The organism is Pseudomonas sp. B23(2017) (assembly GCF_002113725.1).
In the GTDB taxonomy this organism is placed as follows: Bacteria; Pseudomonadota; Gammaproteobacteria; order Pseudomonadales; family Pseudomonadaceae; genus Aquipseudomonas; species Aquipseudomonas putida_Z.
The window spans coordinates 126,449-147,979 of sequence record NZ_NEJM01000002.1; the positions used below are offsets into that span (position 1 = coordinate 126,449).

Consider the following 21,531-nt stretch of genomic DNA (forward strand, 5'->3'; position numbering starts at 1 on the left):
TATGATTGCGCCCGTCAGCCCCGCCGGGGCTTGTGGAAAACCACCATGGACTTACCCAGTAGTTACTCGCTAACAAGATTCATACAGAAAGATCTGACCGATTGATTCTCCCGGCGTGCTCCGCTGCTGGGAGTGGAGTTCGCCTATGACTGAAGTAGAAGTAAAAAAAGCGCAGGAAAGCCTGCAGGACCGCCTGGCCCAGGTGGTCGAACTGCTGCAACGCCAGCGCGTGGTCGAAGACCTGACCCACCGTCAGGAAGGCGCCCACAACGACCTGGTGGAAAACCTGGTCCACCGCCAGAACCTCGTCGAGCTGCAGCGCAAGCTCGATGACCTGCACCCCGCCGACATCGCCTACATCCTCGAAGCCTTGCCCCTGGAAGACCGCCTGACGGTCTGGCAGCTGGTGCGCTCGGATCGCGATGGCGACATCCTGCTGGAAGTGTCCGACGCCGTGCGGCAATCGCTGATCGCCGACATGGACGATCACGAACTGCTCGCTGCCGCCAAGGAAATGGACGCCGACGAGCTGGCCGACCTGGCTCCTGAGCTGCCGCGTGACGTTGTTCACGAGCTGATGGAAACCCTCGATGCCCAGCAACGCGAGCGCGTGCGTTCGGCGCTGAGCTACGACGAGGAGCAGGTTGGTGCGCTGATGGACTTCGAGATGGTCACCATCCGCGAAGACGTCAGCCTGGAAGTGGTGTTGCGCTACCTGCGCCGCCTGAAAGAACTGCCGAACCACACCGACAAACTGTTCGTGGTCGACTATGACGGCATTCTCAAGGGTGTATTGCCGATCAAGCGCCTGCTGGTCAATGACCCGGAAAAGAAGGTGGCGGAGGTCATGGCGACCGACCCGGTCTCCTTCCACCCCGAGGAAGATGCCTATGATGCGGCGCAGGCCTTCGAGCGTTATGACCTGGTATCTGCGCCGGTCGTGGACAAGAACGAACGCCTGATCGGCCGCTTGACCATCGACGAAATGGTCGACCTGATTCGTGAAGAAAGCGAAAGCGAAGTGCTGAACATGGCCGGTTTGCGTGAGGAAGAAGACATCTTCGCCTCGGTCTGGCGTTCGCTGCGCAACCGCTGGGCCTGGTTGGCCATCAACCTGATTACCGCTTTCGTTGCGTCGCGTGTGATCGGCCTGTTTGAAGGTTCGATCGAGAAGCTGGTGGCGCTGGCTGCGCTGATGCCGATCGTGGCGGGTATTGGTGGCAACTCCGGTAACCAGACCATCACCATGATCGTGCGCGCCATGGCGCTGGACCAGGTGTCGCCGGGCAACACCAGCCGCCTGATGCGCAAGGAGCTGGCGGTATCGCTGCTCAACGGCCTGATCTGGGGCGGGGTGATCGGTGCGGTGGCGTTCTGGCTGTATGGCAGCTGGTCGTTGGGCCTGGTGATGACTGCGGCGATGACCTTGAACCTGCTGTTGGCGGCCTTGATGGGAGTGTTGATCCCGATGACCCTGACGCGCCTGGGGCGCGACCCGGCGATGGGCTCCAGTGTGATGATTACCGCGGTGACCGACAGCGGCGGGTTCTTCATCTTCCTCGGGCTGGCCACGTTGTTCCTGCTGTAGCCCGCGGTCCCCTGTAGGAGCGGCCTTGTGTCGCGATGGGCCGCACAGCGGCCCCAACAATCTTCGCAACGCTGGTGAAATCCTGGGGCCGCTGTGCGGCCCATCGCGACACAAGGCCGCTCCTACAAACAAACGGATCGCGTCTCTTGCAGGATCACCATCCACAAAAAAGCCAGCTTACGCTGGCTTTTTCATGTTCGGCTGCAAACCTCAGGAGGCGTCGGTAGCCATTTCCACATCGTGAGCGATGAGGGCGACCAGCGCGTTCTGCTGGCGGTGCGACAGTTGGCGGAAGCGTTGCAACAACTCGCGTTCATGCAGGGACAGTTCAGGGCTGTCCAGGCGCATGCTCAGCTCGTCACCCAGCGCACCTTCCTGGATAAGGCTCTGTTCCAGGCGCGCGATGATTTCGGAGTTCATGCTGCGGTGATGGTTGCGCGCTACCTCGGCAATGCGCTCACGCATCCCGTCTGGCAGGCGGACGACGAACTTGTCAGCGGTGCGGCTCGAATAAATAGCCTGTTTCATTGGGCGCATATAAATTGACCGGATTTTGGTTCAGGGGAAGCGGTTCTCAAATTGGCCGCACGGGGTGGTAGTACGACCGTGGCGACGACGAAATGTTCAACCGTCTGTGAAAAATGGATGCTCATCTTGCCTCATGGTCGCCGTTTCCTTGGCGTCAATTCTGTGACAAATAGTGAGCCGGATAAAGGCTTTGTGCCAGTACCAATTATCAGAAATGAGTACTGGTTTGAAAAGTTTTACATGCTCCAGCTTGCCCAATCGTCAGACTTTTGCCGTCAAAAACTGGTAAAACGCAGCAAAAGGCTGGGAAAGCCCCTAGAATGTGCCGGTTTCCCTCCATAGAGCATAGTGGCTATGCAACATGACGCAAGCGACCGCCAATCAGGGACAGGTCGGTTGATATATCTGGTAGGACCGTCGGGTTCCGGGAAAGATTCCCTGATCGATGCTTCTCGTGAGCGATTGGCAGCCGCGGGGGTGGAAATCGCCCGTCGCGTCATTACCCGGTCGGCCGAAGCCAAGGGCGAAGCCGCCCATGGAGTCTCGGCCGAACAGTTCGAAGCACTGCGCGCGCAAGGCGCGTTCGCCATGCATTGGCGGGCCAATGGCCTGGATTACGGCATTCCACTGCAGGTGGACCAGTGGCTGGCGGAGGGCAGGGCGGTGCTGGTGAATGGTTCGCGGGCTTATCTGGCCGAGGCGCGTCGGCGCTACCCGAACCTGTTGGCAGTGCTGGTCGAGGTCAGGCACGAGGTACTGCGCGAGCGCCTGGTGGCCCGCGGCCGGGAAAGCGCAGAGGAAGTCGAGCAGCGCCTGGCACGTAATGCACGCTTGCAGGCGCTGGCCGATCCGTCGCTGCATGTGCTGGACAACTCCACCACCCTGGAAACCGCGGTCGCGGCATTGTTCGCGCTGCTGCGTGATGAAGGTGTGCTGGCGCAGGTGTAGCATTGGCAGAAAAGGATTACGCGAAAAAGCCCGCGTGAGGCATGACAAACGCCAGCATGCTGGTTAACATGCTGGCCGTCCTGCTGTGCAGCGTTCGCTGCCGGCACTTGCGTCTCAGTAGCTCAATTGGATAGAGCATCCCCCTCCTAAGGGGAAGGTTGCAGGTTCAATTCCTGCCTGGGACGCCATTTCCTTTCGTTCCCTTACCGCGTTCACCCGGTGTTGGTGACGCGAAATCGGGAAGCCTTGAACCTGCGTATTCCTACATCCCCAGATGCTTCAAGGCCCACAGCATTCCCATTCCCACAATCAGCGTCAGCATCGTGCTGCGCGTACGCCACGCCACCAGCGCGGCCAGTATCGCCGCTGGTATCTGCGGGTTCATCCAGTCGAACCCTGCCTGCCGGTCGGGGAATACCACGGCCGGCAGTACCAATGCCGCCAACACGCTGGCCGGCACATACGCCAGGGCGCGGCGAAACAGTGGCGGGATGCGCAGCACCGTGTGCAACTCGATGAACGACAGGCGGATGGCGAAGGTGCCCAGGCCGATCAGAATGAAGGTTATCCACTGGGTCGTTTCGCTCATGATGCTTCCTGCTCGGTATTGGCGTCTGCCACGGTTTGCTGTTTTTGCCAGCTCTCGATGGCCAGCCCGGCGATGATGCCGCCCAGCGCGCCAGCCAGCAGGCCGAGGTTGTAGGGCAGGTTGGCAGCCAGCACGGCGAGCACGCCGCCGGTCAGCGCTGCGCCAAGCGTGGCCGCATTGCGAATGCCGGGTATCAACAGGGCCAGGAATGACAATGGAATGGCAAAGCCCAGCGACCAGTCTTCAGGAATGCTCGCGCCCAGGTACATGCCCGCCAGCACCGAGAGGTTCCAGCCGAAGAACATGGTGATTGCCGTACCGGCATAGTAGGGGTAGGCATGCTGCCCGAGCCCGCCCGAGCCCATCTTCAGCGTGCACAGGGCGAAGGACTGATCTGACAGCATGTACGCCATCGGCCACTTGTAGCGGCGCGGCAGCTGGCCCAGGTGCGGGGCCAGGCTGGCGCTGTACATCAGGAAGCGCAGGTTGATCACCAGTGCGGTGACTACCATGGTCACCGGCAGGGCGGCGCTTTGCATCAACTGCATCACCACCATTTGCGCCGAACCGGAGTAGAACAGCAAGGTCATGCCAATGGCATCGGTTGGCGACAGGCCCATGCCGATCGCCGTGACCCCGGTGATCAGGCCGAAGGGCACGATGCCGGAGGTTAATGGCAGGGCGCTGTGGGCACCTTGCCTGAACGCTTGGGTCCCGTTTGGATACGGCATTTGAAATCCTTGAAAGAGTGCAGACGGTGCAAGGGCGGTACGTCCACGTTAATGCGCGCGACAGTTGGCCTCAACGTCAGATTTCTGGAATAGTAGGCCTAAAAAAATAGGCCTGAAACCGTGTACCTCGATACTCCTACCCGGCACTCGCTGCAGCTCAATGCCCTGCGTGCCTTCGAAGCGTCAGCCCGCCTGGGCGGTTTTGCCCGTGCCGCACTCGAGCTGAAGGTGACCCCGGGGGCCATCGCCGCCTTGGTCAAGACCCTGGAAAGCGAATATGGCGCGGCCTTGTTCGAGCGCCACGCCAAAGGCGTGCGCCTGACGCCCTTGGGCGAAAGCGTGAAAGGCCAGTTCACCGAGGCGTTCGACGCGGTGGAAGCCGCCGCGCGCACACTGCGCCGCCTGGCCGCACCGCAGCGGGTGCATATCGTCACATCGCCTGCCCTGGCGCAGTTGTGGATAGGGCCACGCCTGCCGGAACTGACCCGGCTACTGGCACCCATCGAGATCTCGGTGACGGCGGTGGATGAGCCGCCCAACCTGAAGCGCAGCCCGTTCGACCTGTGCCTGTTCTACACCGAAAAGCCCGAGCGCTGGCAACGCAGGATAGCCACGGAAGAAGTCCTGCCCGTGTGCGTGCCGGCCCTGGCCGCCAGCATCGCCAAGCCCGAGGACCTTGCCGACGCCCGTTGCATCGCCGACGTGGGCTGGAACGACTGGGCGGTGTGGACGGGGGCGGTGATGCCCGGGCACAAGTTCGTTGCCCGTGGGCCGGGTTTTTCCCTGTACTCGATCGCCCTGCAGCAAGCCTTGCTGGCCGCCGGGGTGCTGATAGGGCGCAGAAGCCTGGTGCAACGTTACCTCGACAGCGGCGAACTGGTCGCCCCCATCGACCGCGCGGTGCCACTGGGCATGACCATCGCCGCATGGCGGCTGCCGGGTGCCAAGGGCAATCAGGTGGTTGCTGCCGTGGAGGAGGCGCTGTTGCAGTTGGCTTGAGCGCCCCCAAGCCATGTACGGCTTCTGTGGGAGCGGGCGTGCCCGCGAACACCGGCGAAGCCGGTGCCCTACACCGCAGCGCCTGCTTCGCGGGCACGCCCGCTCCCACAGAGGCCGAACGGGGCAAGTGCCATGCCCGTCGTCAACACCGCGAAAATAGGGCGTTGGGGCTATTCCGATGGTGCCACGCTAGGCATATGCTTGCCCGTCAGAGGCATGCCACTTGTGGCTCGGCATCAGGGAGAGCGTCCATGAGTCAGGAAACCCGGCCGGTACCCGCCGGCTTCAGTGAACAGCAGTTGCATACGTTGTTCGATCTGATCAGCGATGGTATCTGGGACTGGAATGCCAATACCGGCTACGTCTATCGCAACCCGGGCTGGTACGCCATGCTCGGCTACCCCAGTCACTCCATGGCCAACTCGGTGCTCACCTGGGAAAGCGTGATCCACCCGGAGGACTACTCGCGGGTGATGGCGCATTTCGAGGCGTACATCAACCAGCGCAACGAGCATTACCTGGTCGAATACCGCTGCCGTTGCCACGATGGCAGCTACCTGTGGATCGAAGACAGCGGCTACATCATCGCCCATAACGAGGATGGCTCGGTGGCGCGCATGCTCGGTGCCCACCGCAACATCGACGCCAACAAGCGCCTGGTGGCGCAACTGGAGCAGAGGAACCAGTCGCTGGAAAGCCAGGTGGCCGAACGCACCCGCGAGCTGTCCTGGGTGAACCAGCAGTTGCAGCGGCAGCTGGACGAAAACCGCGAGCTGGCCGAGCGCGACGCGTTGACCCGCATTGCCAACCGCTATCGGCTGGAGAAGGCGCTGCAACTGGAGTGCGAGCGTGCCAAGCGCTTTCGCCAGCCGTTGTCGCTGATAGCCATGGACCTGGACGACTTCAAGCCGATCAATGACCGCTATGGCCATGCCCGTGGCGATGCGGCGCTGGTGCGGGTGGTCGACGTCCTGCGTACCTGCCTGCGGCAGCAGGACCTGCTGGCGCGCTGGGGCGGGGACGAGTTCGTCATCGTATTGCCGCAGGCCTCGCTCGGCGAGGCGCTGGAGGTGGCAGCACGCTTGCGCCAGGCGATGGTGCAGGTGGAGCCGGTGGGCGATTGCCAGCTGACCATGAGTTACGGCGTGGTGCAATGGCAGGAAGGAGAGGACCAGCATGCACTGCTGGCGCGTGCCGACACGGCGCTGTACCGGGCCAAAGATGCTGGCAAGAACGCGATAGCCGAATAGGCCGCCTGGCGCAGATCCCCTGTAGGAGCGGCCTTGTGTCGCGAAAGGGCTGCGAAGCAGCCCCAGGGTTTCAGCGAGGATGCACAAATTGCCGGGGCTGCTACGCAGCCCTTTCGCGACACAAGGCCGCTCCTACAGCGGTCGCGCTAGCTTCAGCGTCTTGGACCGCCGTAAGGCCCGAATGAAAAAAGACCCGCAACGCCTGGAGCGCTGCGGGCCAAATCGGCCTGGGCCGCTTCAGTGTCAGATATGCAGGGCGTGGCCCAGGGCGCGCAGTGCCGCTTCCTGTACCGCCTCACCCAGGGTCGGGTGGGCATGGATGGTGCCGGCCACATCCTCCAGGCACGCGCCCATCTCCAGCGACTGGGCAAACGCCGTCGACAACTCGGAAACCGCCACGCCAACCGCCTGCCAACCCAGGATCAGGTGGTTGTCACGGCGCGCCACCACCCGCACGAAACCGCTTTTCGATTCCAGGCTCATGGCCCGGCCATTGGCGGCAAACGGGAACTGCGCGACGATGCAGTCCAGCCCTTGCTGGCTGGCTTGTTCCGGGGTCTTGCCGACCACCACCACTTCCGGGTCGGTGAAACACACCGCGGCGATCGCGCTGGGTTCGAAACGGCGTGCCTTGCCGGCGATGATCTCGGCGACCATCTCGCCCTGGGCCATGGCCCGGTGCGCCAGCATCGGTTCGCCGGCCACATCGCCGATGGCCCAGACGTTGCGCATGCTGGTCTGGCAGCGCTCGTCGATGGCGACGGCGGCGCCGTTCATCTTCAGGTCCAGGCACTCCAGGTTGAAACCTTGCGTGCGCGGCCGACGGCCCACGGCCACCAGCACCTGGTCGGCTTCCAGGCGCAATTGCGCACCCTGGCCATCACGGGCCAGCAGGCAGCCGCCTTCGTAACCCTCGACGCTGTGGCCCAGGTGCAGGGTGATGCCCAGTTTCTTCAGCGATTCGGCCACCGGTGCGGTCAGCTCGCTGTCGTAGGTCGGCAGGATGCGCTCGCGCGCTTCCACCACGCTGACCCGTGCGCCCAGCTTGCGGTAGGCGATGCCCAGCTCCAGGCCGATATAGCCGCCGCCCACCACCACCAGGTGCTGCGGCAGGGTTTTCGGCGCCAGGGCTTCGGTCGAGGAAATGATCGGCCCGCCCAGCGGCAGCATCGGCAGTTCGACACTGCTGGAGCCAGTGGCCAGCAACAGGTGCTCGCACTGGATACGCTGGCCATCGACCTCGACCTGCTTGCCGTCGAGCACCTTCGCCCAGCCATGGATCACCTTGACCCCGTGCTTTTTCAGCAGGGCTGCGACGCCGGTGGTCAGGCGGTCGACGATGCCGTCCTTCCAGGCCACGCTCTGGCCGATGTCCAGGCGCGGCGAGGCAACGCTGATGCCCAGCTCCGACGGGCCGGCAAAGCGCGAAGTCTGGTGGAACTGCTCGGCCACGTGGATCAGCGCCTTGGACGGGATGCAACCGATGTTCAGGCAGGTACCGCCCAGTGCCTGGCCTTCCACCAGCACGGTGGGGATGCCCAGTTGCCCGGCGCGGATGGCAGCCACGTAGCCGCCAGGGCCGCCGCCGATGATCAACAGGGTAGTCTGGATAGTCTGTTGCATGCTCACTCCACGAACAGGCAGGCGGGTTGTTCGAGCAGGCCGCGCACGGCCTGGATGAACAGCGCGGCGTCCATGCCATCGACCACGCGGTGGTCGAACGAGCTGGACAGGTTCATCATCTTGCGCACGACGATCTGGCCGTCGATCACCACAGGCCGCTCGACCATGCGGTTGACACCGACGATCGCCACTTCCGGGGTGTTGACCACCGGTGTGCTGACGATGCCGCCCAAGGCGCCCAGGCTGGTCAGGGTGATGGTCGAACCGGACAGCTCGTCGCGGCTGGCCTTGTTGTTGCGGGCAGCGTTGGCCAGGCGTGAGATCTCGCCGGCATTGCTCCACAGGCTGCCAGCTTCGGCATGGCGCAGCACCGGCACCATCAGGCCGTTGTCACCCTGGGTGGCGATGCCCACATGCACCGCGCCATGGCGAGTGATGACCTGGGCTTCGTCGTCATAGGTGGCGTTGATCTGCGGGAAGTCGCGCAGTGCCACGACCAGGGCGCGCACCAGGAACGGCAGCAGGGTCAGCTTGCCGCGGCTGTCGCCGTGCTTGCTGTTGAGTTGCTGGCGCAGTGCTTCCAGGGCGGTGACGTCGATTTCTTCCACATAACTGAAGTGCGCGACCCGGCGCTTGGCGTCCTGCATGCGCTGGGCGATCTTGCGGCGCAGGCCGATCACCGGCACCTGCTCGCTGTCGGTGCGCTTGGCATAGCCGCTCGGCGCTTGTCCGCCAGTGCTGTGCGGCTTGCTCATGAAGGCGTCGAGGTCTTCGTGCAGGATGCGCCCGGCCGGCCCGCTGCCATGCACGTAACGCAGTTCGATACCGGCATCCAGGGCGCGCTTGCGCACCGCCGGCGAGGCCAGCGGCTTGTCGCCTGGCTGGCGCGGCACGATCGGGGCTGCCTCGTGGTTGACGGGCGCCTGGCACGCGGCCGGTCTTGCTTCCTTCTGCGGCTCTGGCTTGGCGGCTACCGGGGCAGCGGGGGCCTCGACCTGTTCGGGCTTTGGCGCATCCTTGGTGGGCGCATCCACATGGTTGCCGCTGCCTTCCACTTCGATGCGGATCAGCTCGCTGCCGACCGCCATCACTTCACCTGGCTGCCCACCCAGGGCCAGCACCTTGCCGCTGACCGGCGAAGGGATTTCCACGGTGGCCTTGTCGGTCATGACGTCGGCCACTACCTGGTCTTCGGCGATCATGTCGCCGACCTTGACGAACCACTCGACCAACTCGACCTGCGCGATGCCTTCGCCAATGTCCGGCATCTTGATGACGTGCGTGCCCATTCAGACCTCCATGACCTTTTTCAATGCCGCACCTACCCGCGAAGGCCCTGGGAAGTAAGCCCATTCCTGTGCGTGGGGGTAGGGGGTGTCCCAGCCGGTGACGCGCTCGATCGGCGCCTCCAGGTGGTGGAAGCAGTGTTCCTGCACCAGCGACACCAGTTCGGCGCCGAAGCCGCAGGTGCGGGTGGCCTCGTGTACCACCACGCAGCGGCCGGTCTTTTTCACCGACTCGACGATGGTCTCCAGGTCCAGCGGCCACAGGCTGCGCAGGTCGATTACCTCGGCGTCGACGCCGGTTTCTTCGGCGGCCACCTGGGCCACGTACACCGTGGTGCCGTAGGTCAGCACGGTCACGTCATTGCCGGGGCGGGTAATGGCCGCCTTGTCCAGCGGCACGCTGTAGTAGCCATCGGGCACGGCGCTTTGCGGGTGCTTCGACCACGGCGTGACAGGGCGGTCGTGGTGGCCGTCGAACGGGCCGTTGTACAGGCGCTTGGGTTCCAGGAAGATTACCGGGTCATCGCATTCGATCGAGGCGATCAGCAGGCCCTTGGCGTCATACGGGTTGGACGGCATGACAGTGCGCAGGCCGCACACCTGGGTGAACATCGCTTCCGGGCTCTGGCTGTGGGTCTGGCCGCCATAGATCCCGCCACCGCAGGGCATGCGCAGGGTCAGCGGGGCGATGAACTCGCCGGCCGAACGGTAACGCAGGCGCGCCATCTCGGAAACGATCTGGTCGGAGGCCGGGTAGAAGTAGTCGGCGAACTGGATTTCCACCACCGGGCGCAGGCCGTAGGCACCCATGCCCACGGCGGTGCCGACGATGCCGCTCTCGGAGATCGGCGCGTCGAACACGCGGGACTTGCCGTACTTGTTCTGCAGGCCTTCGGTGCAGCGGAACACGCCGCCGAAGTAACCGACGTCCTGGCCGTAGATCACCACATTGTCGTCGCGCTCGAGCATGACATCCATGGCCGAGCGCAGGGCCTGGATCATGGTCATGGTAGTGGTGGCCATGGCGGTTTCCGGGTTGATGCTGTTGTTGTGGTCGTTCATCTCAAACCCCCAGTTCCTGGCGTTGACGGCGCAGGTGGTCGGGCATTTCCTTGTACACGTCCTCGAACATCGAGGCGGCACTCGGGATGTGGCCGTTGGCCAGGGTGCCGTACTGCTCGGCTTCCTTCTGCGCGGCGATCACCGCGGCTTCCAGTTCGGCAGTGGTGGCCTGGTGTTCTTCCTCGGACCAGTGGCCGATCTTGATCAGGTGCTGCTTCAGGCGGGCGATCGGGTCGCCGAGCGGGAAGTGGCTCCAGTCATCGGCCGGGCGGTACTTGGACGGGTCGTCCGAGGTCGAGTGCGGGCCGGCACGGTAGGTGACCCACTCGATCAGGCATGGGCCCAGGCCGCGACGGGCGCGTTCCGCGGCCCAGCGCGAGGCGGCGTACACGGCGACGAAGTCGTTGCCGTCAACCCGCAGCGAGGCAATGCCGCAACCCACGCCACGGCCGGCGAAGGTGGTCGACTCGCCACCGGCGATGGCCTGGAAGGTGGAAATCGCCCACTGGTTGTTGACCACGTTGAGGATCACCGGGGCGCGGTACACGTGGGCGAAGGTGAGGGCGGTGTGGAAGTCCGACTCGGCGGTTGCGCCGTCGCCGATCCACGCCGAGGCGATCTTGGTATCGCCCTTGATCGCCGAGGCCATGGCCCAGCCGACCGCCTGCACGAACTGGGTCGCCAGGTTGCCGCTGATGGTGAAGAAACCGGCGTCGCGTACCGAATACATGATCGGCAGCTGGCGGCCCTTGAGCGGGTCGCGCTCGTTGGACAGCAGCTGGCAGATCATCTCGACCAGCGACACGTCGCGGGCCATCAGGATGCTTTGCTGGCGGTAGGTGGGGAAGCACATGTCGGTGCGGTTCAGCGCCAGGGCCTGGCCGCTGCCGATGGCTTCTTCACCCAGGCTCTGCATGTAGAAGGACATCTTCTTCTGGCGCTGGGCGACCACCATGCGGCTGTCGAAAATCCGTGTCTTGAGCATGGCGCGCATGCCCTGACGGAGAACTTGCGGGTCGATGTCTTCAGCCCACGGGCCTTGCGCGTCGCCTTGCTCGTCGAGCACGCGGATCAGGCTGTAGGACAGGTCCGCGGTGTCGGCAGCGTCGACATCAACTGGGGGTTTACGGGCTTGACCTGCATCGTTCAGGCGCAGGTAGGAGAAATCGGTCTGGCAGCCTGGCCGGCCGGTAGGCTCGGGCACATGCAAACGCAGGGGGGCGTACTCGTTCATGCTTTTTACGCTCGCTCGGGTATTTGTTTTTGTGAGCTCTGAAGCGGCCGCCGCTGAGTACCGGCTTGTGACTGGTAGGTCAGCGTCCCTACATCTTAGTGGGCCGGCAGGAGAATTTTTCTCTCAAGTTGATTGCCTTTGCCGAGCAGGGCAGATAAACATTCCGTATAAACACAAAAAACCGGTGATTTTGTCTCATGCGCAAACTCGATCGTACCGATATCGGCATTCTCAACAGCCTGCAGGAAAATGCCCGCATCACCAACGCCGAGCTGGCCCGCTCGGTGAACCTGTCCCCCACACCCTGCTTCAACCGGGTGCGGGCCATGGAAGAACTGGGGGTGATCCGCCAGCAGGTGACCTTGCTGTCGCCCGAGGCGTTGGGGCTGGACGTGAACGTGTTCATCCATGTGAGCCTGGAAAAACAGGTCGAGCAGTCGTTGCACCGTTTCGAGGAAGAAATTGCCGAACGGCCCGAGGTGATGGAGTGTTACCTGATGACGGGCGATCCGGACTATCTGTTGCGCGTACTGCTGCCGAGCATCCAGGCGCTGGAACGGTTTCTGGATTACCTGACGCGGTTGCCAGGGGTGGCCAACATCCGTTCCAGTTTTGCCTTGAAGCAGGTGCGCTACAAGACGGCCTTGCCGCTGCCGGCCAATGGCATGACCTTGCGGGAATAGGTGTGGTCCGACTGATGATTGGCCTTGGCAATGCCTCTTTGGTTCTGAGAGGCAGGGCACCTTCTGACAGGGCCTTCGCAGTGATGCCGGGTTTCAGGCTAGCCGGATGTTCTTCAAGTAGAACGTGAGTATCTGTCCCGGCGTTGCGCTTGCATTGAGAAATCTGTCAAAGGTGAGGGACAGGTCTGTGGATGCATCTTCAGGCCTTGTCGATGCAACACGATGGCCGTGTTTGTCGCGCAGGTAGAACGGAACTCTTTCGGCGCTGTTCAGGTCGCCGTTCCAATAATCTTGTGTATCGATTTTCCAATAGTCGCCAAGGCCTGCCAGTTGTGGCTTGAAGTTCGCCACGGCATCCGTGACTCTGCCTATCACGCCTGTTCCATACAGGCCGAGCCAGCCTCTGGAATTTTGCTCAAGCCTCGCGTCTGCGAATTTCCAGTGGTTGTTGCACGAGATGTAGTAGAGGTCCCGTTCCTTCTCCGATGTGATGTACTTGAAATCGAACGCGATACGTACGATCTCGTTCCGCGCATGCGCCTTTCGGTGATTATCGACACACAACCAGCCGTCCTCATCCAGCCATGTGAATGGGTGTTGCCCGACGGATGATTCTGCAACTACCACTCGGCCTGCATGGGTATGCAGTTCGGCGGTGAAATCAGCTTTGATCATGTAACCTCCAGTCTCAGTTGCTCCCGGGATGGGAAGAGGCAAGCTAACCCTTCGGCTGGTGAACAATGAGATGGAAACGCTTGGAGCGCAGCTTGGTCCCATGATGCAAATGCATGATCACGACATGACCGACACTGGACGCGCCCTTGATTCACGATTTGTCAGGCAGGGGACTGCGCCGCAGCAATTTTGCTTTTATGCTTGGCTGCAACCCATCGCCACCTGACCCGGGAGCCGCAAGGGACCTATGCGAAATATATGGAAGCCGTTTCAGTCGTTGTATTTCGCCGCGCTGATGATGTTGATCGGCTCGGGCCTGCTCAGTACCTACCTGGCCCTGCGCCTGGCAGCCGATCATGTCGACAGCCTGTGGGTGGGTGCCTTGATGGCGGCCAACTACTTTGGCCTGGCGGTAGGCGGCAAGGTCGGCCACCGGTTGATTGGGCGGGTAGGGCACATTCGCGCCTATGCCACTTGCGCCGGCATCGTCGGCGCGGCGGTGCTCGGCCATGGCCTGACCAGCTGGTTGCCGGCCTGGGTCGGGCTGCGGATGATCGTCGGCCTGGGGATGATGTGCCAGTACATGGTCATCGAGAGCTGGCTGAACGAGCAGGCCGACGTGAAGCATCGTGGCGCGGTGTTCAGCGGCTACATGATCGCCTCGTACCTGGGCCTTGTGCTCGGCCAGCTGATCCTGGTGGTGCACCCACAGCTTGGCCTGGAGCTGCTGATGCTGGTGGCCATGTGTTTCACCCTGTGCCTGGTACCGGTCGCCATGACCCGGCGCATTCACCCGGCGCCGTTGCGCCCGGCACCGATGGAGCCGAAATTTTTCATCAAGCGCGTGCCGCAGTCGCTCAGCACGGTGCTGGGTTCGGGGCTGATCGTCGGCTCGTTCTATGGCCTGGCGCCCTTGTATGCCTCCAGCCAGGGCATGACTACCGAGCAGGTCGGTCTGTTCATGGGTAGCTGCATCTTTGCCGGCCTGCTGGTGCAGTGGCCGCTGGGCTGGTTGTCTGACCGCTACGATCGGGCAGTGCTGATCCGCAGCGTGGCGGTGGGGTTGGCGCTGGCCTCGGCGCCGCTGGCGATGCTGCCCAGCGTGCCGCTGGAGTTGCTGTTCGGCATAGGCTTCGTGATTTCGTTGCTGCAGTTCTGCCTGTACCCGCTGGCGGTGGCGTTTTCCAACGACCATGTGGAAAGCGAACGGCGGGTGTCGCTGACCGCGATGCTGCTGGTGACCTACGGCGTGGGTGCCTGTATCGGGCCGCTGGCGGCAGGCGTGCTGATGAAGGTGCTGGGCCCGCAGATGCTGTATGCCTTCTTCGTGTTCTTTGCCCTGGTGCTGGTGTGGCGCATTCGGCCGAAGGCGGTCACCGGGCTGCACCAGGTGCAGGATGCGCCTTTGGGCCACGTTGCCATGCCGGCTGCCGGTTCGCCACTGTCGGCGGCGCTGGACCCACGGGTGGATGAGCAGACGGTACAGGAGGTGATGCAGGCGCCGGTGGCGGCGGAGGATACCGAGGCGGAAGAGAAGGGGGCTGACAAGGAGCCTGAGCCGGAAGGTGAGGTCAGCAAGTCGGTGTAGGCCTGTGCCGGCCTGTTCGCGGGCACGCCCGCTCCCACAGCGACCGCGCAGTGTTCAAGGCATGCGTTCTACCTGTGGGAGAGCTGTCGCGTAGATAACTGAATCCGCAAGCAGTACGCGTACCCTGTGGGAGCGGCTTTAGCCGCGAAGAATCCAACGCGGTGCATGGCACCGGCTGCGCCGGTGTTCGCGGCTAAAGCCGCTCCCACAGAGTCCCTGCTAATTCAATGAGTTATGTGCAGTTTTATGGGAGCGGGCGTGCCCGCGAAGAGGCCGGCACAGGAGAAGCACAAATGAAAACGCCACCTTGATAGGTGGCGTTTTTGTACTCGGCCGACGATCAATAGTCGTCCTTGTCGAACCGCCGCGCTTCACGCTGCAACTGGTACACGAAGCTCTCGACCTTGCGCTGCGCCTGCCCGGTAAGGTTATGGAAGCGCACGCCGGCAAAGGTGGTGTTGATCCGCTCTTCATAGTGCAGGTGGCGCAGCTCGACCATGGTGTCGACCAGGCCCAGCGGGTTGCCCGCCTTGAAACGCTCGTACACCTGGCCCAGTTGCAGGCGATCCTCGACATTGCCTTCGAAGCGCAGCTTGCAGCCGGTGGCGGAGATGTCCAGCAGCTTGCCACGCAGGGCGCCGTTGCCCTTGAGGTGGGCGCCATCGAGGATGACATCGACCAGCTGCGACAGCTTCAGCGCGGCGCGGAAGGCATTGCGGCGCTGGTGGTAGGTCATCTCCAATGGCATGGCGCCGCGGTAGCAGCGGTGGCCGTCGACTTCACTGATCTTCAGCTCGTGGTTGCAGTCCCAGGCGATGCGCACGCCATCGTGGAAGCCTTCGACGCGGAAGTGTTCGCCGTTCTCGATGAACTTTTCACCGTCGCGCGGGATCATCTCGTCCAGCGCCAGGGTGTTGCTTTCACGGTCCACGTGCACCACGTAGCTCTGGAAGCGCTGGCTGCGGTCGTGGAAGGTGATGATCAGGGGGTCGTGGCTTTCCTGCAGCTGCCGCAAGTTGGCCGCAATCTCCAAAGGGGTGTTCAGCACCTTTGGCGGCTGCGGGGCATCGGATTCATTGAACACGGCTTATCGTTCTCCAGGCAAAAGCGACACACGCAATTAACGGCATTTTGCCAGTATGTTCCGTGCCTTGATAGAAAAAATCACACTTGGCTGAGCGCCCGTGGCTTGGCCAGTGGCGAGGTGCTGCCGCGGCTGTCGTAGAGCGACGGAGAATCGCCGCCCATGAGGATCCGGATCTGGTTGTTGGTGACGTGTTGCTGCACCTGGATGATCCGGCCATTGGTCTCGTTGAGCTGCTGGCAGGCTTGCATCAACTGGCTGATCACATCGAGTTGCTGCAGCAGCAGTTCACCGTTCGGCGATTGTGCCGCCACGGCCTCCACTCCGGCGCGATCAGGGCTCAGGCCAAGGCTGGCAAGCAGGTTGTTGCGCCGCAGGCCTTGCTGCTCCAGCAGCACGATCAAAGACTGCTTGCGGGCCAGGATATTCTCCAGTGGCGCCATGTCGCGGCCATGCAGGGCAATGGCCTCCTTCTGCAGGAGATCGAGCAGTTCCTGCATCGGGGCAATGTCATCTTCGATCAGTTGCAGCAAGGTGGTGTCGTGCATGGCTAACTCTTGGCTTTTCTAGCGTCCGTGAAGTCAGCGCGCCGAACGGTCAGCGCTGAGCTTCGAAATCGAGCAGTTTGCTGGCGACCCGGCCGGCATCGACCTGGTAGCTGCCGTCGGCGATCGCCTGTTTCAACTGGGCCACACGGGCACTGTTGACCACTGGCTCGTCGCGCAGCTTGTCGCTGATCTTCTGCAACTGCTGGGCCTCTTGGCTGAGGTGTACCGCTTCTCCGCTGGCGCTGGTGGCGGTTGCCGCTTCCTGGCTGGCTGCCGGTTTTTCGGCGCTGCCGTTCGCGGTGTTGCCGCGCACGCCGCCCGTGACGGACGGAGAGTTATTCAAACGACTGAAGTCGATGACCATGATCAGAAACCTCTGGGTATTTGGACGCTTGCCTTGTTTTCGGCCAACCCGAAAGAAACTTTAGGCGCAAATGCATAGCCGCCTGTCAGCAAGCTCGCGAACCCGTTTTCTGACACAGTTTAGGAAAAGCGGTTCCTCACCGCCAGCGCAAATCAATGGGCTGGCTACATACTTACCTCGACCTGGCCGGGGCCGGTCACCCTGGCCTTGATCACCCGTTTGGAATTGAGGTTGCGCACCCGGATCTGTTCGCTCAGGCCGCCCTTGCTCAGGGCTTCTCCGGGCATGCGCACACTCAGGCTGCCACTGCGGGCGATGATCACCACGTGGTCGCCCTTGCGCACCACCTCGGCCTGTTCCAGGTGTTGCGGGGTGAGTACCTGGTCGATCACCGTGGGGCGCAGCATCTTCATGCCCACCGCCTGCTCCAGTTCGGTCAAAAAGCCTTGGCCCAGGGTGCCGACATCGCGCTCGCGCAGGGCCACGTCGCCTTCGCCCACCACGTTGTCGCGCTTGAGCGGCCGGGTCACCACCACCACTTCGCGGAACAGCCGCACGGTGGCCGGCACGAACACGGTCCAAGGCGCCGTGCCTTCGCAGCGCACCTTTACCGTGACGCGGCCCAACGGCTGGGCCGGGCTTTCCAGCGAGGCGTCCAGTTGCTGGCTGCACAGCGGCATGCGCAGGCGCGGGTCCAGCGGGTTGACCTGGATCTCGTAACGGCCGGCGGTCTGGGTGGTGGCCAGATAATCTTCGACGCTGAATTCAAGAAACCCTTGAGTGACACCGATAAGCTGTTCAGGCAAGGTAAACGCGTCCGCTACCGTGCGAACGCCGGGCACCAGAAGGCACAGCATGGCCAGCGAGCCAGTCAGCAGGCGCGTCAATCGTCGGAAAAATGTCGTTTTCGTGTACATGGCGCTCAAAAAAGCAAAGCCCGTGCCGACTCGCTACTTGAGTTGCAACGAAAGGCTGAAACATAAAGGAGTCTGGCATGGCAGGTGTTATGGATTCGGTCAACCAGCGCACGCAGCTGGTGGGGCAGAATCGCCTGGAATTGCTGCTGTTCCGCCTCAATGGCGAGCAGCTTTACGGCATCAACGTATTCAAGGTCAGGGAAGTGCTGCAATGCCCTGCGCTGACCCTGCTGCCCAAGGCGCACCCGGTGGTGCGCGGTGTTGCCAATATTCGCGGGGCGACCATCCCGATCCTCGACCTGTCGATGGCCACCGGGTTGCGGCCGCTGCAGGAAGACACGCGCAACAGTTTCGTGATCATCACCGAGTACAACACCAAGACCCAAGGCTTCCTGGTGCATTCGGTGGAGCGCATCGTCAACATGAACTGGGAAGAAATCCATCCGCCACCCAAGGGCACCGGCCGCGACCACTACCTGACCGCAGTTACCCGGGTGGACAACCGCATGGTCGAGATCATCGATGTGGAGAAGGTGCTGGCCGAAGTGGCGCCGTCGTCCGAGTCGGTGTCGGCCGGGGTGATCGATGCCGAGGTGCAGGACAAGGCCGTGCTGCTGCGGGTGCTCACCGTCGACGATTCGTCGGTGGCGCGCAAGCAGGTCAGCCGTTGCCTGCAGACCGTGGGGGTCGAGGTGGTGGCGCTCAATGACGGCCGTCAGGCCCTGAACTACCTGCGCCAGCTGGTGGATGAGGGCAAGAAGCCGGAGGAAGAGTTCCTGATGATGATCTCGGACATTGAAATGCCGGAAATGGACGGCTATACGCTAACGGCGGAGATCCGCAGCGATCCGCGCATGCAAAAATTGCACATCTGCCTGCATACTTCGCTTTCCGGGGTGTTCAACCAGGCGATGGTCAAGAAGGTCGGTGCCGATGACTTCCTGGCCAAGTTCAAGCCGGACGACCTGGCCCAGCGGGTGGTCGACCGGATCAAGGCAACGCATTGAAGCAGCCGGGGGCAGGCCCCCCGGCACCAGTGATTTAAAAGAGGCGGCAGTAGTGTCTACGGGTAATTTGGATTTCGAACAGTTCCGGGTCTTCCTGGAGAAAGCCTGTGGCATCCTGCTGGGCGAGAATAAGCAGTACCTGGTCTCCAGCCGTCTCAACAAGCTGATGGAGCAACAGGGCATCAAGAGCCTGGGCGAGCTGGTGCAGCGCATCCAGGCCCAGCCGCGTGGCGGCTTGCGCGAGCAGGTGGTCGATGCCATGACCACCAACGAGACCCTGTGGTTTCGCGATACCTACCCGTTCGAGGTGCTGAAGAACAAGGTCATCCCCGAGTTCATCCGCAACAACCCCGGCCAGCGCCTGCGCATGTGGTCGGCGGCCTGTTCGTCGGGGCAGGAGCCGTACTCCATCTCGATGGCCATCGACGAATTCGAGCGCAGCAACCTCGGCCAGTTGAAGATGGGCGCGCAGATCGTTGCCACCGACCTGTCCGGCACCATGCTGACCAACTGCAAGACCGGCGAGTATGACAGCCTGGCGATTGCCCGAGGCTTGTCCCAGGAGCGCCTGCAGCGCTACTTCGACACCAAGGGGCCGGGGCGTTGGGCGGTCAAGCCGGCGATTCGCAGCCGCGTCGAGTTCCGCTCGTTCAACCTGCTCGACAGCTATGCCAGCCTGGGCAAGTTCGATGTGGTGTTCTGCCGTAACGTGCTGATCTATTTCTCGGCGCAGGTGAAGAAGGACATCCTGTTGCGTATCCACAGTACCTTGAAACCGGGTGGGTATCTGTTCCTCGGGGCTTCCGAGGCGCTGAACGGGTTGCCGGACCATTACCAGATGGTGCAGTGCAGTCCGGGGATCATCTACCAGGCGAAGTAAGCACAAAGGCCGGCAGCGAAAGTTGCCGGCCTTTTTGTTTGCCTGTGCTGGCCTCTTCGCGGGTAAACCCGCTCCCACAGGTACCGCACCGACTTTTAAAGCTGTGCAGAACCCTGTGGGAGCGGGTTTACCCGCGAAGAGGCCGGCGCAGGAAAAATACTGACGTCAATTTTTTGTTTTGCCGCTTTTGCCGCCCGGCAATTGCCGCTTTCGCCGCTCAAGGCGGAAGGCCTTTGCCGCTTTTCTGGCATCACTCTGACAGCACCTTGCCCTGCAAGCCCGTATTTCCGGGCTTTCTATTGGTTGGCACAGCCCTTGCTATACCTTGCCCAACGATATTCCGGTCAACCTCCGAAGGTTTCCCCGACATGAGCATCAGCTTCGACAAGGCGCTTGGTATTCACGAAAAGGCCCTGGGCTTCCGCGCCCAGCGCGCCGAAGTGCTGGCCAACAACATCGCCAACGCCGACACGCCCAACTACAAGGCGCGCGACATGGACTTCGCCTCGGTGCTCGCTGCCGAAAGCGACAAGCAGCAGAGTGGCGGCCGTTTCAGCCTCGATCGTACCAACAGCCGCCATATCGAGGCCGAGGGCCTGGTTATGGCCGACGATACCCTCAAGTACCGCACACCAACGCAGCCGTCGATCGACCAGAACACCGTGGACGCGCAGATCGAGCAATCGAACTACACCGAAAACGCCGTCGGCTTCCAGGCCAGCTTCACCTTGCTCAACAGTAAATTCAAAGGGCTGGTTTCGGCCCTGCGGGGAGAATGACCATGTCCCTTTCCAGTGTCTTCAACATTGCCGGTAGCGGCATGAGTGCGCAGAACACGCGCCTGAACACCGTTGCTTCCAACATCGCCAACGCCGAGACCGTGTCCTCGAGCATCGACCAGACCTACCGCGCCCGCCACCCGGTGTTCGCCACCACCTTCCAGGACGCACAGGCCGGCGGCAGCCAGTCGCTGTTCGAAGACCAGGGCGAGGCAGGGCAGGGCGTGCAGGTAAAAGGCATCGTCGAGGACCAGAGCAACCTGGAGGCCCGTTACGAGCCCAACCACCCGGCGGCGAACAAGGACGGCTACGTGTACTACCCGAACGTCAACGTGGTCGAGGAGATGGCTGACATGATCTCCGCCAGCCGCGCGTTCCAGACCAACGCCGAGTTGATGAATACGGCCAAGGCCATGATGCAGAAGGTCCTGACCCTCGGTCAGTGATAAGGAAACCAGACCATGGCAATCGATACCAACGGTGTGAACCTCAACGACGTGCTCGCGGCGTCGGGTGTAGGCACCAGCACGAAGAAGACCACGGACACCGCATCCAAGACCGGCAACGACTCGCTCGGCAAGGACGCGTTCCTGCAATTGCTGGTCACCCAGATGCAACACCAGAACCCGCTGGACCCACAGGACAACGGTGAGTTCGTTGCCCAGTTGGCGCAGTTCAGCAGCCTGGAAGGCATTACCTCGCTGAACGAATCGGTCAACTCCATCACCAGCGCCATGGCCTCGTCCCAGGCCCTGCAGGCGTCGTCGCTGGTCGGGCGTTCGGTGGTGGTGCAGAACGACAAGGCCGTGGTCGACACCGCAGAAAGCTTCAATGCGCAGTTCGTCGTGCCGCAAGCCATCGGCGAAGCGAAGATCACCATCAAGGACAAGGACGGCAATACCGTCAAGACCATCGAGCTGGGCGAGCAGAAAGCCGGTTACGCCGATTTCATCTGGGACGGTACCAACAGCAGTGGCCAGAAAGTCGACCCTGGTACTTACACCTTCACTGCCACCACTACGGTGGATGGCAAGTCGGTGCAGATGAATACGCTGTTGCCAGCCAAGGTGACCAGCGTCAGTTTCAGTGCCGCCGGCGAAATGGTGCTCAACCTCGCCGGTGTTGGCAAAGTGTCCCTCTCCGACGTGCAAACCATCGGTATCTAAGG

General features: G+C 62.4%; 23 protein-coding genes and 1 tRNA gene. 12 read left to right on the plus strand and 12 right to left on the minus strand.

Annotated features, from left to right (window positions below):
* Positions 1-145: 145 nt before the first annotated feature.
* On the plus strand, positions 146-1,588 hold the full coding sequence (gene mgtE, locus CAG46_RS03895) for a magnesium transporter (RefSeq protein WP_025340118.1): 1,443 nt from the start codon (positions 146-148) through the stop codon (positions 1,586-1,588).
* 210 nt (positions 1,589-1,798) lie between these two features.
* Here the strand turns inward: mgtE and CAG46_RS03900 are convergent, their stop codons facing one another.
* Positions 1,799-2,125, minus strand: coding sequence for an Arc family DNA-binding protein (locus CAG46_RS03900; RefSeq protein WP_012273554.1), 327 nt, complete (start codon positions 2,123-2,125; stop codon positions 1,799-1,801).
* A gap of 345 nt (positions 2,126-2,470) precedes the next feature.
* Here CAG46_RS03900 and phnN point away from each other — a divergent pair, with 345 nt between their 5' ends.
* Positions 2,471-3,064, plus strand: a complete 594-nt coding sequence (phnN, locus tag CAG46_RS03910) for a phosphonate metabolism protein/1,5-bisphosphokinase (PRPP-forming) PhnN (RefSeq protein ID WP_085614557.1) — start codon at positions 2,471-2,473, stop codon at positions 3,062-3,064.
* A gap of 111 nt (positions 3,065-3,175) precedes the next feature.
* Positions 3,176-3,252: transfer RNA gene (locus tag CAG46_RS03915), tRNA-Arg, on the plus strand.
* A gap of 74 nt (positions 3,253-3,326) precedes the next feature.
* Here the strand turns inward: CAG46_RS03915 and CAG46_RS03920 are convergent.
* Together CAG46_RS03920 and CAG46_RS03925 are read right to left on the minus strand one after the other, a co-directional pair.
* Positions 3,327-3,653, minus strand: a complete 327-nt coding sequence (locus tag CAG46_RS03920; RefSeq protein WP_085614556.1) for an AzlD domain-containing protein — start codon at positions 3,651-3,653, stop codon at positions 3,327-3,329.
* Complete coding sequence (locus CAG46_RS03925) at positions 3,650-4,384, minus strand: AzlC family ABC transporter permease (protein ID WP_085614555.1); 735 nt, start codon at positions 4,382-4,384, stop codon at positions 3,650-3,652. Before CAG46_RS03925 ends, CAG46_RS03920 begins: the two co-directional genes overlap by 4 nt.
* Positions 4,385-4,504: 120 nt before the next feature.
* Here CAG46_RS03925 and CAG46_RS03930 point away from each other — a divergent pair, with 120 nt between their 5' ends.
* Positions 4,505-5,383 (plus strand): LysR family transcriptional regulator, encoded by an 879-nt coding sequence (locus CAG46_RS03930; RefSeq protein WP_025340113.1) that lies wholly within the window; start codon positions 4,505-4,507, stop codon positions 5,381-5,383.
* A 251-nt stretch (positions 5,384-5,634) separates the two neighbouring features.
* A complete protein-coding gene (locus CAG46_RS03935; RefSeq protein WP_085614554.1) occupies positions 5,635-6,633 on the plus strand; it encodes a diguanylate cyclase in 999 nt (332 codons plus the stop codon).
* 243 nt (positions 6,634-6,876) lie between these two features.
* Here the strand turns inward: CAG46_RS03935 and lpdA are convergent, their stop codons facing one another.
* Genes lpdA through CAG46_RS03960 form a run of 4 tightly spaced genes read right to left on the minus strand, consistent with a single transcriptional unit; the run spans position 6,877 to position 11,838 of the window.
* Complete coding sequence (lpdA, locus tag CAG46_RS03945) at positions 6,877-8,256, minus strand: dihydrolipoyl dehydrogenase (RefSeq protein WP_085589062.1); 1,380 nt, start codon at positions 8,254-8,256, stop codon at positions 6,877-6,879.
* Between the two features lie 2 nt (positions 8,257-8,258).
* Positions 8,259-9,545 (minus strand): dihydrolipoamide acetyltransferase family protein, encoded by a 1,287-nt coding sequence (locus CAG46_RS03950; RefSeq protein ID WP_085614552.1) that lies wholly within the window; start codon positions 9,543-9,545, stop codon positions 8,259-8,261.
* Entirely contained in the window at positions 9,546-10,604 is a 1,059-nt protein-coding gene (locus CAG46_RS03955) for an alpha-ketoacid dehydrogenase subunit beta (RefSeq protein ID WP_015271253.1), read from the minus strand.
* 1 nt (position 10,605) lies between these two features.
* The gene (locus tag CAG46_RS03960) at positions 10,606-11,838 is read right to left on the minus strand and encodes a 3-methyl-2-oxobutanoate dehydrogenase (2-methylpropanoyl-transferring) subunit alpha (RefSeq protein WP_085614551.1); all 1,233 of its coding nucleotides are present in this window, start codon (positions 11,836-11,838) and stop codon (positions 10,606-10,608) included.
* Between the two features lie 197 nt (positions 11,839-12,035).
* Between CAG46_RS03960 and bkdR the strand changes: the two genes are divergently transcribed.
* Positions 12,036-12,521: a Bkd operon transcriptional regulator BkdR gene (gene bkdR, locus CAG46_RS03965; protein WP_012273540.1), complete on the plus strand. Its 486-nt coding sequence runs from the start codon at positions 12,036-12,038 to the stop codon at positions 12,519-12,521.
* A gap of 93 nt (positions 12,522-12,614) precedes the next feature.
* Here bkdR and CAG46_RS03970 read toward each other — a convergent pair whose 3' ends face one another.
* Positions 12,615-13,196: a hypothetical protein gene (locus tag CAG46_RS03970; RefSeq protein ID WP_085614550.1), complete on the minus strand. Its 582-nt coding sequence runs from the start codon at positions 13,194-13,196 to the stop codon at positions 12,615-12,617.
* 247 nt (positions 13,197-13,443) lie between these two features.
* Here CAG46_RS03970 and CAG46_RS03975 point away from each other — a divergent pair, with 247 nt between their 5' ends.
* Entirely contained in the window at positions 13,444-14,784 is a 1,341-nt protein-coding gene (locus CAG46_RS03975) for an MFS transporter (protein ID WP_003257254.1), read from the plus strand.
* Between the two features lie 340 nt (positions 14,785-15,124).
* On the opposite strand, the gene CAG46_RS03980 is transcribed toward CAG46_RS03975, so the two are convergent.
* The 4 genes from CAG46_RS03980 to flgA form a co-directional block, all read right to left on the minus strand.
* Positions 15,125-15,868, minus strand: coding sequence for a flagellar brake protein (locus tag CAG46_RS03980; RefSeq protein WP_025340106.1), 744 nt, complete (start codon positions 15,866-15,868; stop codon positions 15,125-15,127).
* Between the two features lie 80 nt (positions 15,869-15,948).
* The gene (locus CAG46_RS03985; RefSeq protein WP_039612676.1) at positions 15,949-16,416 is read right to left on the minus strand and encodes a flagella synthesis protein FlgN; all 468 of its coding nucleotides are present in this window, start codon (positions 16,414-16,416) and stop codon (positions 15,949-15,951) included.
* A gap of 49 nt (positions 16,417-16,465) precedes the next feature.
* A complete protein-coding gene (gene flgM / locus CAG46_RS03990) occupies positions 16,466-16,780 on the minus strand; it encodes a flagellar biosynthesis anti-sigma factor FlgM (RefSeq protein ID WP_025340104.1) in 315 nt (104 codons plus the stop codon).
* A gap of 164 nt (positions 16,781-16,944) precedes the next feature.
* Positions 16,945-17,697: a flagellar basal body P-ring formation chaperone FlgA gene (gene flgA, locus CAG46_RS03995; protein ID WP_075045946.1), complete on the minus strand. Its 753-nt coding sequence runs from the start codon at positions 17,695-17,697 to the stop codon at positions 16,945-16,947.
* A 77-nt stretch (positions 17,698-17,774) separates the two neighbouring features.
* Here flgA and CAG46_RS04000 point away from each other — a divergent pair, with 77 nt between their 5' ends.
* From CAG46_RS04000 to flgD, 5 genes are all read left to right on the plus strand, one after another.
* The gene (locus tag CAG46_RS04000) at positions 17,775-18,704 is read left to right on the plus strand and encodes a chemotaxis protein CheV (RefSeq protein ID WP_039612677.1); all 930 of its coding nucleotides are present in this window, start codon (positions 17,775-17,777) and stop codon (positions 18,702-18,704) included.
* A 52-nt stretch (positions 18,705-18,756) separates the two neighbouring features.
* Positions 18,757-19,584: a protein-glutamate O-methyltransferase CheR gene (gene cheR / locus CAG46_RS04005; RefSeq protein ID WP_015271244.1), complete on the plus strand. Its 828-nt coding sequence runs from the start codon at positions 18,757-18,759 to the stop codon at positions 19,582-19,584.
* Between the two features lie 368 nt (positions 19,585-19,952).
* Complete coding sequence (gene flgB, locus CAG46_RS04010) at positions 19,953-20,363, plus strand: flagellar basal body rod protein FlgB (protein WP_085614549.1); 411 nt, start codon at positions 19,953-19,955, stop codon at positions 20,361-20,363.
* Positions 20,364-20,365: 2 nt separating this feature from the next.
* The gene (flgC, locus tag CAG46_RS04015) at positions 20,366-20,809 is read left to right on the plus strand and encodes a flagellar basal body rod protein FlgC (RefSeq protein ID WP_003257260.1); all 444 of its coding nucleotides are present in this window, start codon (positions 20,366-20,368) and stop codon (positions 20,807-20,809) included.
* A gap of 15 nt (positions 20,810-20,824) precedes the next feature.
* Positions 20,825-21,529: a flagellar hook assembly protein FlgD gene (flgD, locus tag CAG46_RS04020; protein ID WP_075045943.1), complete on the plus strand. Its 705-nt coding sequence runs from the start codon at positions 20,825-20,827 to the stop codon at positions 21,527-21,529.
* Positions 21,530-21,531: the final 2 nt, after the last annotated feature.